Below are 14,504 nucleotides of genomic sequence, written 5' to 3'. Positions count from 1 at the left end.
AATCGAGAGAATTGATGACAAAGACAGCACTGATAACGGGCGTCACCGGGCAGGACGGCGCCTACCTGGCTGAGCTGCTGCTCTCCAAGGGCTATGAAGTTCACGGGCTGGCCAGGCGATCGAGCACTGCAGACGTGAACACCACGCGACTGAAATGGCTTGGCATCGAGAAAGACGTCCGGATCGTTGACGGAAACCTGACGGATCTGTCAGGCTTGGCTCGAACCATGCGCGACATAAGGCCGGACGAAGTCTACAATCTTGCGGCCCAGTCCTTCGTCAAATCATCGTGGCAGCAGCCGATCCTGACGGGCAACGTCACCGGCATAGGCGTGACCAACGTTCTTGAGGCGCTCCGCCTCGAATCGCCCGAGGCGCGCTTCTATCAAGCGTCGTCGTCCGAAATGTACGGCCTTATCCAGGAACCAATGCAATCGGAGACGACGCCTTTTCATCCTCGCTCCCCCTATGCCGTAGCGAAGCTCTATGGCCACTGGATAACGATCAACTATCGCGAAAGCTTCGGCCTGCATGCCTCGAGCGGCATCTTGTTCAATCACGAATCACCACTTCGCGGCATCGAGTTCGTGACCCGCAAAGTCACGGACGCGGTCGCGCGCATCAAGAAGGGCATGTCCAAGGAACTGCGGCTTGGAAACATCGACGCCAAGCGGGACTGGGGTCACTCGAAGGACTATGTCCGCGCCATGTGGCTGATGCTGCAACAGGACCAGCCGGATGACTATGTCATCGCGACAGGCAGGACGACGACGGTGCGCGATATGTGCCGAATCGCCTTCCAACATGTCGGACTTGAGATTGATGACCACCTTGTCATCGATCCGGCGTTGTTCAGACCGGCCGAAGTCGAAATCCTGCTCGGCAATCCTGCGAAGGCAAAGCAGAAGCTGGGCTGGGAAGCGACGATCTCGCTGGAAGAGATGATCCGTGAAATGGTGGATGCCGATCTCGAACGCCATACCAACCCGTCGAGAGGCTGAGTTGAGCAGAAAGCCCCATTTGCGTTATGGTCGATAGGTTCACGCATCGCATCCTCATAACCGGGGCAAGCGGGTTCGTCGGCTCGGCACTGTTGCAGCTGCTGGAACGGGACCACGGCGACTGCAAGGTGTTCGCGCTTGGTCACGGCAAAGAGCAACAAAACGCAATCGACCTGCTGGACCGGGAAGCGGTTGACACCGCCGTCCGCGAGGTACAGCCGACCGCGCTTATCCATTTGGCAGCGGTCGCCGCACCTTCCGATGCACGCAACGCGCCACGACACGCCTGGAACGTCAATGTCACGGGAACGATGAATCTTGCCGAATCCGTGCTGCGACACGCGCCGAAGGCACGGTTCGTTTACGTTGGGAGTTCGGAGGCCTATGGCGCTTCGTTCCTCAACGTAGCCGGCCCGGTGACGGAAAGCGCGCCGCTTCGGCCGATGAACGTCTACGGCGCCACCAAGGCGGCCGCAGACCTGATGATCGGGCAAATGGCATATGACGGTCTGCGCGCTGTCCGCTTTCGCCCGTTCAATCACACCGGCCCTGGTCAGTCCGATACCTACGTGGTCTCCAACTTCGCACGCCAGATCGCCGAGATCGTGTCCGGCAAAAGCGAACCGATCATTCACGTAGGCAATCTTGAAGCCGAGCGCGATTTCCTGGATGTTCGCGACGTTGTGCGCGCATATGCGAGTTCCGCGATTCTCGACCTGGATGCCGAACCGGACCATGTTTACAACTTGGCATCCGGACAGCCGCGGAAGATCCGGGATATCCTGGACGCGCTGATTGCGCAGTCGGGCATCGACATCGAAGTCCGCGCCGACCCTAAAAAACTTCGTCCGAACGACATCCCTGTTGCCTGGGGTGATGCGTCAAAGGCACGCGCCAAGCTGAATTGGACGCCTTTGGTGCCATTCGAGCAGACAATCGCCGACGTTTTCGGATATTGGCACCGGCTATGTAACGCCCGCTGACTCTGTCGCGGCAGGGCGCAAGGACCGAGCACATGTTCCGAAGTCTATGGCAATACCGCCATTTCATCATCTCCTCCATCAGAGGCGAACTGAAGGGACGTTTCGTGCGCTCACGCTTGGGCGGCCTTTGGTTCATCCTTCATCCACTTGCACAGGCGCTTATCTTCTCGATTGTCCTTTCGGAAGTTCTCAAGGCTCGGCTTCCGGATACGGACAGCCCAGCTGCCTATCCGATCTATCTTCTGTCCGGCATGGCCGCGTGGAATTTGTTCAGCGAGATTCTCACTCGCAGCATGACGGTCTTCATCGAGCAGGCACCGGTGATGAAGAAGATCGCCTTTCCGCGTCTGTGCCTGCCCGTGATCGTGGGGGGCACGGCGTTGATCAATCATCTGCTGCTGCTCGTCGCCCTGTTCATCATCTTCATCTTCCTGGGACATATTCCGGGCCGCGCGTTGATCCTGCTGCCGATCGGGATCGTCCTGATTGCGGCGATCGGCTTCGGTCTCGGCGTCATCCTCGGAGTGATGAACGTGTTCATCCGCGACATCGCGCAGGTGATGACGATCGTGCTGCAGCTCTGGTACTGGCTGACGCCAATTGTCTACCCGGCCAATGTACTGCCCGAGAAGTACAGTTTTGTGATCGGTCTCAATCCGGTTGCGCCGTTGGTGGCGCTGTATCAGGATGCGCTGTTGTTCAACCGCTGGCCGAATCCGGAAAGCTTGATCATGCCGGCGGTCTTGGGGCTCCTGAGCGTGACCTTCGCGATGATTTTCTTTCGTCGCGCAAGCCCCGAACTCATTGACGTGTTGTAGCCATGACCGTGCTTTCCGTCAGTCACCTGTCGAAACGCTATGCAAACTATGCGAGCAGCCTCGAGAGATTTGCGGGCTGGTTCGGCGCGCCAGTCAAGCCAACCGAGGAATTCTGGCCGGTCAAGGATATCTCGTTCTCACTGGCGGCCGGAGAGGCGCTCGGTCTCATCGGACAGAACGGCGCGGGCAAGAGCACCCTTTTGAAGCTGATCACCGGCACGGTGCGGCCGACCGAAGGTACGGCGCATGTCGGCGGCCGCATCAGCGCCATCCTTGAGCTCGGGCTCGGCTTCAACCCGGAGTTCACCGGAAGGCAGAACGCCTTCCATGCCGGCGGGTTGATGGGCCTTTCACAGGGGCGTTTGGCCGAGCTGATGCCGCATATCGAGGACTTCGCCGAAATCGGCGTGTTCTTCGACCAGCCGCTGCGAACCTACTCGAGCGGCATGCAGGCGCGGCTGGCCTTCGCGCTCGCCACCGCCGAGCGGCCGGAGGTGCTGATTGTCGACGAGGTGCTTTCGGTTGGCGACAGCTATTTCCAGCACAAGAGCTTCGACCGGATACGCAGTTTCAGGGCCGCAGGCACGTCGATCATTCTGGTCACTCATAGCATGGGCGACGTCAGATCATTGTGCGACAGGGTGATCCTGCTGGATAAGGGCCATGTGTTGAAGGACGGGCCGCCCGACGAGGTGGCCGACTATTACAACGCCCTGGTCGCGACCAAGGAGAACGCGAAGCTGACAATTGAGCAACGGCGGGAAAAAGATGATTGGCTCTACAGCAGAAGTGGGACCAAGGCGGTGGCGGTTGAATCGGTGGCGCTGCTCGACAGTGATAGCGGGGATCCGATCAAGACCGCCGTTTCAGGACAAAGCATGACGGTTCGAGCCCGAATAGTCGCAAAAGAGGATATTCCGGAGCTTGTCATCGGTTTCATGCTAAAGGACCGCGCCGGCCATATCGTCTGGGGAACCAACACCTGGCATACGGGCCAAGTTCTCTCCAACGTTTCGGCCGGGGACAAGGTCGAATGCCGCCTGCGACTGTCCTGCGCTCTTGGCCAGGGTTCATACGGCCTTTCCGTGTCGCTCCACACGGGAGACGTTCATATCGACAACAATTTCGACTGGATTGAAAACGTGGAAGTATTCGACGTCATCAATACGGGCCGCCCATTCTTTATAGGGACGAGCCGGCTCGAACATGCATTCGAAATTGTCCGATGAAGAAAACTTTCGACGACCTCTACAAGGGCTTCGAGGACCGCTTTCGCGGGTCAAGGGAGCTCGTCAAGGACCGGCTCAAGATCTACCAGCCCTTGTTGGCGCAGGTGCCGCGACAGGCTGAAGGGCCGAACCTTGCGATCGATCTCGGTTGTGGGCGCGGCGAATGGCTGGAGATACTCAGCGAAGCCGGTCTGGCTGCGACGGGCGTGGATACTAATGCGCGCATGGCGCAAGAAGCCATTGAGGGTGGCCTCAACATCGTATTGCACGACGCGCTCGAATATCTCGGAGGGCAGCCGACCGGCAGTGTGGCCGTGATTTCGGCCTTCCACATGGTCGAGCATGTGCCGACGGATTACCTGATCGAACTACTGGAAGAATGTAACAGAGTGCTAGTCGACGACGGACTGCTGATCCTCGAGACGCCCAATCCGGAGAATATCTCGGTCGGCACACATACTTTTCATCTGGATCCGACACACAAAAGCCCTTTGCCACCAGATTTGCTTGAATTCCTGGTGGGGGAGGCCGGTTTCGGGGAAACAGCAATCCTGAGGCTGAACGGCGCGCCAATGATCGAAGCAGGGCCGATTGAGCGTAGCATTCATCTCATGTTCGAAGTAGCGCGCGATTATGCCTGTCTGGCCAAGAAACACGACAAACAACCTGCGGAAGCGTTCGGCTCGCTTGCCGCCTTTGTCCAAGCAGCGTCACAACCGATCCCTACTGACACGAGAAAAATAAAAGAGTGGCTCCGTTCCGCCGATGACGAGATCGTTGGCATATCGGAAGCGGTCAAGGCAAATATGTCCTCCACTACGGATCAGCTCCAGCAACTGACCGACAAACTAGCCGCCCAGGCAGAGTTGATGCGAACGGGAAATATTGCGCTTCAGGACACGGTGACTTCTCTCGCCCGGCAACTGGAAAGCGTTACGGCGCTGACAGACGCTTTTCAGAATTCGACCTCATGGAGAGTCACAGCCCCCCTTCGGGGCGCAAAGTACGTGACCCTGGCCATCATACGGTGGTCAAATGCCAAGCTTGTGATGCAACATGGGTTGCTGTGGTTGCGCCGAAGGCCTCGCGCCGCGGCATTTGTCCAACGCGCAGTACGGTTCGCGCCACCGCTCGAACGCCGTCTTCTAGGTTTCGCACGAGCAAGCAGCGATTTGGTCGCTATCGATACGCGCTGGAAGCTCGATCCGGACCCCGTTGTCCTTAGCGCATGGCGCAAACGCCTCAAGGCTGGAAAGTCGGCATGACCTCGCAGCCATTGAGACTCTGGGTTGACGGCCAATGCCTGCAGACGCATAGCCGGAAGCGCGGAATTGGGCGTTACATACTGGATTTGCTCCGCGCCCTTTCGACCCACGAAAGCGGCATCGAGCTCTCGGTTTCGCTTAATGCCGCGATGCCTGAGGCCACAATTGCTGCGCGATCGCTGCTTTCCGGCATCGTGTCACCGGACCGCATTCACGTCTGGCATGGTAAAGTCGAAGGCGGTGAAGCCGACTACGGCCACACGGCATGGCGCCGCCGCAGCGAATTGGCCCTCGTCCATCACGTCAATCAACTCAGTCCAGACATCGCCCTGTCTGCGAGTCCGTTCGAAGGCGCCGTCGACCCTGCAGTTCCATACCTCGGCGGCTCATTGGCGTCGGTTAGGACCGCAGCCATGTTCTATGATGCGATTCCGTTCAGGTTTCCTAACAAATACATTCTAGACCCCCGTCAACGGGAGTATTACTATCGGCGTCTTTCTAGCTACAAGAATTTTGATCTGGTGTTCACCATTTCAGATTTCTCCTCTCAGGAATTTCGATTGTTCTCTGGATCAGAGAAAGGGATATGCATTGGCGCCGGCATATCTGAAAGTTTTGTTCAACTTATCGACGATGGTGTAGATAAGAATTCAATCGATGGTAAATATATTCTATACGTCGGTGGCCTGGACTGGCGAAAGAACCTTGAAGTAATACCGGAAGCGTTTCGAAAAATTTCTAAATCATTGCAAGATAATTTAAAGTTCGTCATCGCCGGGGAGATTAACGCCCGTGAAAAGGTTGAATACTCCAACGTTTGGCAATCTCATGGTTTGCCCGCTGACCGAATCGTATTCGCAGGCGCGGTCGACGACAAAACGTTGGTTCGTCTCTACAAAGGGGCGCTTGCACTGATCCAACCATCCTTCATGGAAGGCTTCGGGCTGACTGCACTAGAAGCAATTGCCTGCGGAACACCTGCAATCGCGGCCAGAGCGGGCGCGCTTCCAGAAGTTGTCGGAGATGGAGCACTGCTCTTTGACCCCACGTCACCTTCGGACCTTGCGGAGAAAATCGAAACGGTAGCGGCAGGCAAGCTCGATGCGCAAAGGCTGAAAGAACTCGCGCGGGAAAGAATTGACACGTTCACTTGGCGAAACGTGGCAGACCGTGTGGTCCGGGGCCTGCACGGACTCGACCGCCACACGACTGCGCCACGGCTCGACCTGGTCGAAGCGCTTGGCACCATCAAGAGAAATGAAGAGGAAGACGTGTCGACCTTGATGGCCCTCGCCGAGCCTGAAGCCACGCGGCCGCGCCTGCTGGTGGACGCAAGCGCAACATTAATAGACGACCACAGGACCGGCATTCAACGCGTGGTCCGACGTATCTGCGAAAACATGTTCCCGCAGCGCTCAAGCGACGAGGGCAAGTACATCTCGTTTTGCGACGACGCATCCGGCTGGTACTTTGCAAGGGAGTGGACGGGACGGCCGCCTTCGAAGCAGTCGTCGAACCGGCTCCGGCCGCAGGCCGGCGATACGGTTTTGATGCTCGACAGTTCCTGGCCTTTTCACACCCTCCATCCGGCATTTCTTCGCCCGGTCTTGCTCAAAGGCGGCGACGTCATATCCTGCCTTTACGACATGGTTCCCCTGCGTTCGGCCGCCTTTTGCCATGAGGGCATGCCGCCCATTTTCAGTGCGTGGTTTCAAACCGCGCTTGTCTATTCCACCGGCATCGTCTGCATCTCGCGCGCAGTTGCCGACGAATTGCTGGATCTGCTCACCGGCATCGGGTTTCCGCGCCGCATGAAGGTCGGCTACTGGCAGCTCGGCGCTGATTTCGCGACCGAGCCGTCCGCTTCCAAGCCGGTTCGACGAAGCAAGAGCGCGGCGCGTCCTTATTTCCTGATGGTCGGAACGCTAGAACCCCGCAAGGGCCACCGCGTTGCGTTGGATGCCTTCGAGGCATTGTGGGCCGACGGCGTCGATATCGAGTTGGTTATCGTTGGAAAAATTGGATGGGGCATCTCGCATCTTGCCGACCGCATTCGGCGCCATGGGGAATTTGGCAAGCGTCTACATTTGCACGAGAAGGTTGGCGATAGCGAGTTGGGCGCCCTGTACAAGGAGTGCGACGCCCTGATTGCGGCCTCCTTTGCCGAAGGTTTCGGCTTGCCCATCGTCGAGGCAGGCCATTTCGGCAAGCCAGTGCTTGCCAGCGACATTCCGGTGTTCCGCGAGGTGGGCAAGGGTGCGGCCGAGGCGCATTTCTTCGAGGTCGGTTCCCCTGTCGCGCTGGCCACGGCGGTCAAGACTTTCCTGAAGCGCATTCCTGCCGAGCTCCGCAATACGTCGTGGCCGACCTGGTCCGAAAGCGCAGCACAGCTTGAAAACGTCGTCGCCGGGCAGAACTGGTACAAGGTCTACGAACCGCAATCCCCCAGGCCTTTCACACCGCAGACCGACCTTGGCGACACGCGGATGACGGCCGTCCTCGAGGAGGAGCAGCGCGCCCATCGCCTCGAACTTGTGGAAGGCCCTTACAGGACCGATGACGGCGCCGCACTGAAGATCGTTGTCAGTGTGACCAACCTATCCGAAACGGTCTGGTCGAGCCTCGGCCTGACCGACGGACGCTTGGGAGTTGCGCTGGGTTACTATGCGATCGACGCTGAGGGCGAGCGCTTCCAGTACGACAATGCGCGCGCTCGCATTCCGTTCGTGCTGGCGCCGGGTGATACGCACTATATGGCCCTTAACGTACCCGCCTCATTGAAAGAGCGCGGCGGCGCGTTCGTCGACATAGAACTCGTCCAGGAGGGAATTCGTTGGTTCGGCAGTCCCCTTCGCGTGGCTTTGTAACCGGGTGGTTTCATGGGATGGCGTGAAGCGGTGCGGCTTCGAAATCGAGCATTTCGCGGAAGAACCAGGCTTGATCGGTTGGATTGCCTGCAAACCGGGATTAACACTGGAACTTGCCTTTCGGACTCGCCGGCCGGCGAAAGCCTTCGGCGCCTAGTCTGGAAATACCGTGACGGGATAATGTCGAGACCGGGAGCAGGCGCGCGCGGACAGCCTGTCGACGTTGGGGATTGAGCTAGTCCTGTCGTTGTGCTGGTTGCTCTTTCGTGCCATTCGAAATGGCGATCCGGAAAGTAACGTAGTCATTGAGTAAATGTCGAACAGCTTGAGAACCTTTCTGGCGGGAGTTGTCCTTCTTCCGTTGGTCCTTGCTACAAATGGGGCAATTCCGGGCTACATGAGCCCGACAACGGGGCAGGTCTTTTGGCTTCTCGGCTTCTCGAAGTCTTTCGCAAATTCCGGATCCCTGTACGCTCACAATTTCGGACTTCCGGAGCCGGCGGCGATATCCTTCGGAATGTCTGCAGCACTTCCTGCGGCCGTGTTGTTAAAAATGGGCGTGTCGCCGGCCAATGCCTATTCGGCGGTGTTCGCTATGTGGCTTGCCGTAGCCTTTGCCGGAGCGTTCTGCTTCGCCAGGCATGTCGGCGCTGGGCGGCCGGCATCGCTACTGGGTGCACTGATCTGGTGCACATTCCCGATAGTTTGGATGAATAACAGCTTCTCGACTGTAGCCATCGGGATCGCGTTGCTCCCTCTCTACTTTCTCATGACAATGAGGGTCTCGACGGATCGGCTCTCTGCTTGGTCAAGTCTCGCCTTTATTGCTGCTGCTTTCGTAGCAGTGTTTATGGACGGCTATACGTTCATGATGTTCGCGTCTGGCACTGCTTTGATTTTTGGGTGCACGATTGTCAGCAGTCGCCGCAATCTAAATTTGGATCTGTTCTATCGCGCTGTCATCATAGCTTTCGCGTTTGCTGCGTCTTATGTGGCTTATGCGCTCTACGAAGGAACTCCAGACTTCGGCGCGCAGCCGATTGATTTTTTCCGTGGATGGGGCGCTAGCGTCGAATTCTTCTTTGTGCCGACATCTGGCGTATTGGCGGTCCCGGACATCATTGGTCTTAGTGCAGCGAGGCTGCAGGATAGTTATTTCGGAGATGCATCGACATTTATTTCAACGTTCTGCGCTGGAATCATGATCGTGGCACTCTACGGCACGGTTGTGCTGAAGGAGAGAAGGTGGCTGTCAATAGCCTTTGGGCTGATTGCAATAGCTGGGTTCTATATGGCGCTTGGCCCGACTGTAAAATTTCTGACCTACCGGCCTGCGGATGTCAGTCCGCTCATGCCCGCCTCATATGGATGGTTCGAAACCGGAAATGCATGGATTTCGGAGTATCTGCCTGGTTTCAGGAGCATACGAGCCAGCTATCGCTGGACGGCTCTCGGAATGTTCGGGTGCTGGGCCATCTTTGTGCTGATGCTGGCAAGTGGCAAGTTGTCGATGAACACGCGGGCCGTGCTGCTCATTTTATTGCTGATCCTCAACATCCCCAGCCAAGGACAACTGCTGGCATACAGACATTTTCGAAACGTCGTCAATGAGGTGACAATTGAGGTCGCTTCGTGGAAATCGCACTTTCATAAGGGTGAGAAGGTGGCATTTCTGCCGTACGGCAATGACTTTCTCATCAACTATGTCGCAAGCGAACTGGATATTCGAGCCTACAACGTGGGGGGCGACAAGAATCTCATTTCCGCCATGGGTAACTGGCCCTTGGAGATGACGGACATCGAGTTGGGCGAGGTAGCGCCAGACTTCGCGATGAAAGTGAAGGCATTTCTTGAGAGCGGAAAAGCTGACGCCGTTGTTCTCTCCTATATCGACCTGCTGTGGGCGGCTCATGAGTGGCCAGCCCCTAATGATCGGGAGAAGGAGCTTTCCCCAATCGCCAAGGCTCTCGACGCCGAGGACAGGTACGATGCCGATTTTATGACTCACTATGCTGTCATCCGTCTTGCACACGGGGTCGATCCCGCTGGCAGTCTGTCGATATGGAACGCGATGCCTCCAATCGACTTAGGCAAACCGGTAAATTTCGTCAGTGGAGAGATAGGCGAAGGCTATCTCATCGGACGCGGCTGGTACTTGCCTGAACCAATCGGGACATGGTCTCGCGACAAGCAGGCGTCAATCCTGCTCGACCCCAATGACATTCCGGACGGTGGAAAATTGAGCGTTACGTTTTCGGTCTTCGCCCCAGGAGATGCCTGCTCGGAAGTCGAAATTGGCAGCGGAACGACAGTGTTGTTAGACCACAGCTATTGTGGCGTTTCCGGTTGGATCTCCGCCGAACTTCCGCGAGCCGGTTTGGCAAAGACTGGTCAATTGGATTTCCGTGTCGACCAGTTGCGCTCGCCCTCATCATACGGGAACGGCGATACTCGAATGCTTGGTATTCTTCTCCAATCTCTGACTGTGATTAAATAATCAATGTCTCTGACAAGCCTGTCGGCCCCAGCGCGATTGATGATAACAGACTGGACTCCTAGCAGACTGCAACACTGTGCGATTATCAGGCTGCGCCATCCAAATTGAAAAGCCATCCACAACTGCGGTACATCCGTGATTAGAAATTAGAAAGCTCGCTTCGGCGGCTTTTTAGAGCCGAGAGGGAGGCCATAGACCGTAGGTTTAGCACGGGCGCTTGTCCTCATACCCGAAGGCAGAGGGGCAGATAATCCGGCCGATCCCGATGGCGCCACTACGAGAATGGTGGCTGTATCTCAGCGTGATGGCCTATGATGTGGGCTCAATCAATATTGCGGCATCGGCATCCGGCCTAAAAGAGCAGTAGAGGTCATCTACGCATCCGGCGGATACAAGGTTATCGTGAATAAAGCCCAAGGCGGCGGCGTCGCTATCGACTAATAGCGATTGCCCGTCCTTGAAGCGATAGACATACGGGAACATCTCCCGCAACAACCGCAACAGGTCGCGCGGGTTGATATCACGGAAGCCTACCATCGTGAAGGCGTTGAACTCGATGAGCAACGAAGGCTTCAGGTGCTCTATCGCCTCTCGTGCACCCCGCAGAACGTCTATTTCGAAGCCTTCCACGTCGATCTTAATGAAGTCGATCCTCTCGATGCGATGAGCCTTCACGAACGCATCGAACGTCGACATCTGAACAATTCCTGTCGGCGAATGTCCAAGCGTCTCTTCTGTAACAAGGTGACTGGCAGAGGTCGAATCGGGGTTGGAGAAAAAGGAGAGTGATCCCTCTCTCGCCCCCAGAGCCATGTTATGAGCGTCCACAAAAGCTGTGTTAGCCTTGATCGTATCCAGCAGGAACGGGAAGACATTCGGGTCGGGCTCGAAAGCATAGACCTTTGCAGCACCGGACTTCGCTGCGATAACCGCTGTCATCCCGATATTGGATCCGATGTCGAATACAACAGCACCATTGGGGAGTGCACGCATTGCAAATGCAAAAGGCTCGTCAGGGGCAGCGTGGTCAAAGTAGCTGTCACCCTCGCGCCCGCAGAGGATGATATCTTGCCCGCGAAACTCAATGTGCCTGGTGTGCATCAACTGAGGAATTGGTAGCTTCATAGACTTCCTGCCTTCGAATTCGATCTGTAGAGCAAACCTGCTATGTCTTCAGCGTTGTTCATTTGCTATCCGATAGAATCGGCAGGCAATCAGCCCGCCAGCAAAGAAGAAAAGATCGCCCAGGACAGTGACCGTCCGCCCAATCACCACCGCCAGGAGAATGACCGGGCCGGGGCTGAGCCCGCCGAGCAGAAAGAGCAGAGCGGCCTCCCTGACACCTATGCCGGCGGGCGCGCCGGGGGTCACAAGTCCCACGAGCCACGCCAGCACATAGGCGCCGGCGATCGCCGGATAGCGCGCGAATTCGCCGGAACCCCCAGCGAGATCATACGCCGCCGCAAAAACCAGACCGGAAAATGCCAGAAAAACGAGGTAGGAAATAGCGGCCACGCCAAAATCCGCGCCTCTGGTGGCGGCCAGCCAAAGCGCTACCGCGACTACCGCAGCGAAAGAAACCCAGCCGACCCAGTCCGGAGTGCCGGCGACAACCAGCGATAACAAAAGCGGTGAAAAGAGAGCTCCGCCAACGATGAGGATGGCGAGTTCATAAGCAGTCGACTTAGCCAGCGGCCGATTGCCGATGCCCGCCGCCACACCAATGACTTGCCGCCCAGCGAACTGAAAAATATTGCCGGGGACATACTTGGCAAGTTGCGAGACTGCATAGGCGTGGATCGCCCAAGACCGAGAGACCGGCACACCAAGATGAAGCAGGAGCCGCCGCCAACCGAGGGCCAGCAGCAGGTTCGACGCTCCATACAAGCCGCCAAAGGCGACTATCGCCGCGTAGCCGCCAACCCCCAACCGATGAAAATCGATCTCGCCGGCATAGTTGTGGAGCCTGATCCCCACGAAGACCACGCCAGCCAATCCCAACAGCGCTCCGGTGCGGTTGAGCCATATCCTGGCGCCCGGGCTGAGCGTCATCGTCAGCGTCTTTTCTTCGACTTGCAATGCAGCATGGTCCACGGCAGCGGCGACCGGATCTCCGTCACATCGAAGAACTGCGATGCCAGCGAGACGATGCCGCGCTGGGACCAGTGCTGCAGATGACCCGGCGTGTTTCCCAGCGCCGAAACATACTTCCCGCGCGCCAGGTTGAGCACACGCCAAAGCGGTTCTCGGGGTACGCTCAAAATGAGATCTGCACGTACAATGCGCTGCAGCCCCTCCAGCGCCTTTTCCGGCTCCTCGAGATGCTCCATCACCTCGCAACAGACAATGAGATCGGCGCTATCGCGTTCCGGCGTCACTTCATAAATGCTGCGCACCGAGAAACATCCGGGATCCATGCCGCGCCCGCGGGCGTTCTCCTTTGCCATGCCGATGATCTGCGTGGAAAAATCAGTACCGCGCGCATCGATGGCCTGACCAAGCCAACGCATGACCCAATAGCCCTCTCCACATCCGACCTCGTGGATGCTGGAGGGGCTGACCTTTGCCACAAGGTCGGACAACGCGCCGTCGAAGCCCGCGACCATCCGGCGGGCGATCGGGTTTCGCGTGCCGTATTTGTCATAGGTGTTGCCTATGACGATGCCGTCTTCCGCTTGGCCGCCGGCTACTTTCATCGACCTATCCCGTTTTCCTGCCTGGCCGGACGGAAGCGGTACTGCCAGCCTCCCCCTGCGTACGCTGCGTATAGCGAATGTCTTCGAGAAGCTTGCGGTTGGCCGCTATCACGTCGGCCAGGAAGGCAACGAGAAGCGACTGAAAGCCCATCGACATCAGCGCGCCCGCCAGGATCACCGACTGTATGTGACCGCCACCAGTTCCGGTGAGATAGAAATAGATGAAACGCAGGCCGATCAGAAAGCCGAGGCCAAACAGGATCGCCGCGACCATGCCGAAGAACCGTGCCGGCTGGTAGATGACGAAGATGCGCACGATGGTGAAGATCGAACGCTTGAGGTAGGAGGGAATGCTCTTGACCAGCCGCGACGGCCGCAAATCACCGTTGACGCGGATCGGCACCGAGACCACGCGCATGTTCTTGCGGCCGGCCTGGATGATGGTTTCGAGCGTGTAGGTGTAGTTGTTGAACACGATCAGGCGCTGGGCCGCGTTGCGCGAGATCGCGCGAAATCCGCTTGGTGCGTCCTGCACGTCGGTGCCGCTGCTGACGCGAACCACCCAGCTTCCCACCTTCTGCAGAAGCTTCTTCACTGGCGAGAAGTGTTCTATTTCCGATATCGGCCGAGCGCCGATAACCATGTCCGCGCGCCCCTCCAGGACCGGCCTGGTGAGGGCCGGAAGGTCACCGGCATGATACTGGTTGTCGGCATCGGTGTTGACGATGACATCGGCGCCTCGTGCGAGGCAGGTTTCGATGCCGGTCATGAAGGCGTAGGCAAGACCGCGATTGCTTGTATGGCGTACGATATGATCTACGCCGTTTTCCTCGGCAACCCTGACGGTTTCGTCGCTGCTGCCGTCGTCGATGACCAGCCATTCCACGCTGTCGAAACCTGTGACGGTCCGCGGCAGATCGCTTAGCGCTATCGCCAGTGTTTCGGCTTCGTTATAGCAAGGAATCTGGATAATCAGTTTTGGCAGAAGTTCGCTCTCGAATGGGAGGTTGGGATAACCGTGCATCTACCATCATCCGGCTGAGGCGCAAGCGGTTTCCCCACGCGAGACTGCCTTTCTAGTTTCGTGTATCGAATTGGCGAGGTGTATGTCAGGGCTAGTCTCGCAACACGCTGCGGACGGATCGCGC

The 14,504-nt window shown here is 57.5% G+C and carries 11 protein-coding genes; 7 read left to right on the top strand and 4 right to left on the bottom strand.

Annotation, left to right across the window (positions count from 1 at the left end; translation table 11 throughout):
* Positions 1 to 14 precede the first annotated feature (14 nt).
* From gmd to AC04SG_RS24380, 7 genes are all read left to right on the top strand, one after another.
* The gene (gene gmd, locus AC04SG_RS24410) at positions 15 to 1,001 is read left to right on the top strand and encodes a GDP-mannose 4,6-dehydratase (protein ID WP_488553123.1); all 987 of its coding nucleotides are present in this window, start codon (positions 15 to 17) and stop codon (positions 999 to 1,001) included.
* Between the two features lie 26 nt (positions 1,002 to 1,027).
* Positions 1,028 to 1,984 (top strand): GDP-mannose 4,6-dehydratase, encoded by a 957-nt coding sequence (locus AC04SG_RS24405; RefSeq protein ID WP_488553122.1) that lies wholly within the window; start codon positions 1,028 to 1,030, stop codon positions 1,982 to 1,984.
* A gap of 32 nt (positions 1,985 to 2,016) precedes the next feature.
* A complete protein-coding gene (locus AC04SG_RS24400) occupies positions 2,017 to 2,802 on the top strand; it encodes an ABC transporter permease (RefSeq protein WP_488553121.1) in 786 nt (261 codons plus the stop codon).
* Between the two features lie 2 nt (positions 2,803 to 2,804).
* Positions 2,805 to 4,031 carry an ABC transporter ATP-binding protein gene (locus tag AC04SG_RS24395; RefSeq protein WP_488553120.1) on the top strand — a complete coding sequence of 409 codons (1,227 nt, stop codon included), beginning with the start codon at positions 2,805 to 2,807 and terminating at the stop codon, positions 4,029 to 4,031.
* Positions 4,028 to 5,296: a class I SAM-dependent methyltransferase gene (locus AC04SG_RS24390; RefSeq protein ID WP_488553119.1), complete on the top strand. Its 1,269-nt coding sequence runs from the start codon at positions 4,028 to 4,030 to the stop codon at positions 5,294 to 5,296. Before AC04SG_RS24395 ends, AC04SG_RS24390 begins: the two co-directional genes overlap by 4 nt.
* On the top strand, positions 5,293 to 8,163 hold the full coding sequence (locus tag AC04SG_RS24385; protein WP_488553118.1) for a glycosyltransferase family 4 protein: 2,871 nt from the start codon (positions 5,293 to 5,295) through the stop codon (positions 8,161 to 8,163). The genes AC04SG_RS24390 and AC04SG_RS24385 overlap by 4 nt, the downstream gene beginning before the upstream one ends.
* 517 nt (positions 8,164 to 8,680) lie before the next feature.
* Complete coding sequence (locus AC04SG_RS24380; RefSeq protein WP_488553117.1) at positions 8,681 to 10,660, top strand: hypothetical protein; 1,980 nt, start codon at positions 8,681 to 8,683, stop codon at positions 10,658 to 10,660.
* Between the two features lie 309 nt (positions 10,661 to 10,969).
* Here AC04SG_RS24380 and AC04SG_RS24375 read toward each other — a convergent pair whose 3' ends face one another.
* Genes AC04SG_RS24375 through AC04SG_RS24360 form a run of 4 tightly spaced genes read right to left on the bottom strand, consistent with a single transcriptional unit; the run spans position 10,970 to position 14,380 of the window.
* On the bottom strand, positions 10,970 to 11,785 hold the full coding sequence (locus AC04SG_RS24375; protein WP_488553116.1) for an FkbM family methyltransferase: 816 nt from the start codon (positions 11,783 to 11,785) through the stop codon (positions 10,970 to 10,972).
* A gap of 48 nt (positions 11,786 to 11,833) precedes the next feature.
* Positions 11,834 to 12,739 carry a hypothetical protein gene (locus AC04SG_RS24370; protein WP_488553115.1) on the bottom strand — a complete coding sequence of 302 codons (906 nt, stop codon included), beginning with the start codon at positions 12,737 to 12,739 and terminating at the stop codon, positions 11,834 to 11,836.
* Positions 12,715 to 13,356, bottom strand: coding sequence for a class I SAM-dependent methyltransferase (locus AC04SG_RS24365; RefSeq protein WP_488553114.1), 642 nt, complete (start codon positions 13,354 to 13,356; stop codon positions 12,715 to 12,717). Before AC04SG_RS24365 ends, AC04SG_RS24370 begins: the two co-directional genes overlap by 25 nt.
* A 4-nt stretch (positions 13,357 to 13,360) precedes the next feature.
* The gene (locus AC04SG_RS24360) at positions 13,361 to 14,380 is read right to left on the bottom strand and encodes a glycosyltransferase family 2 protein (RefSeq protein WP_488553113.1); all 1,020 of its coding nucleotides are present in this window, start codon (positions 14,378 to 14,380) and stop codon (positions 13,361 to 13,363) included.
* Positions 14,381 to 14,504: the final 124 nt, after the last annotated feature.

It is taken from the genome of Mesorhizobium sp. CNPSo 4684 (genome assembly GCF_057784315.1).
The sequence above is the reverse complement of the archived record's forward strand: the minus strand, read 5'-3'. Positions and strand labels throughout refer to the sequence as shown.

Coding starts and splice junctions, on each gene's coding strand:
- AC04SG_RS24405 (WP_488553122.1), top strand. CDS start 1,028: ATGGTCGATAGGTTCACGCATCGCATCCTCATAACCGGGGCAAGCGGG.
- AC04SG_RS24375 (WP_488553116.1), bottom strand. CDS start 11,785: ATGAAGCTACCAATTCCTCAGTTGATGCACACCAGGCACATTGAGTTT.
- AC04SG_RS24400 (WP_488553121.1), top strand. CDS start 2,017: ATGTTCCGAAGTCTATGGCAATACCGCCATTTCATCATCTCCTCCATC.
- AC04SG_RS24380 (WP_488553117.1), top strand. CDS start 8,681: ATGTCTGCAGCACTTCCTGCGGCCGTGTTGTTAAAAATGGGCGTGTCG.
- AC04SG_RS24360 (WP_488553113.1), bottom strand. CDS start 14,380: ATGCACGGTTATCCCAACCTCCCATTCGAGAGCGAACTTCTGCCAAAA.
- AC04SG_RS24390 (WP_488553119.1), top strand. CDS start 4,028: ATGAAGAAAACTTTCGACGACCTCTACAAGGGCTTCGAGGACCGCTTT.
- AC04SG_RS24365 (WP_488553114.1), bottom strand. CDS start 13,356: ATGAAAGTAGCCGGCGGCCAAGCGGAAGACGGCATCGTCATAGGCAAC.
- AC04SG_RS24385 (WP_488553118.1), top strand. CDS start 5,293: ATGACCTCGCAGCCATTGAGACTCTGGGTTGACGGCCAATGCCTGCAG.
- AC04SG_RS24395 (WP_488553120.1), top strand. CDS start 2,805: ATGACCGTGCTTTCCGTCAGTCACCTGTCGAAACGCTATGCAAACTAT.
- gmd (WP_488553123.1), top strand. CDS start 15: ATGACAAAGACAGCACTGATAACGGGCGTCACCGGGCAGGACGGCGCC.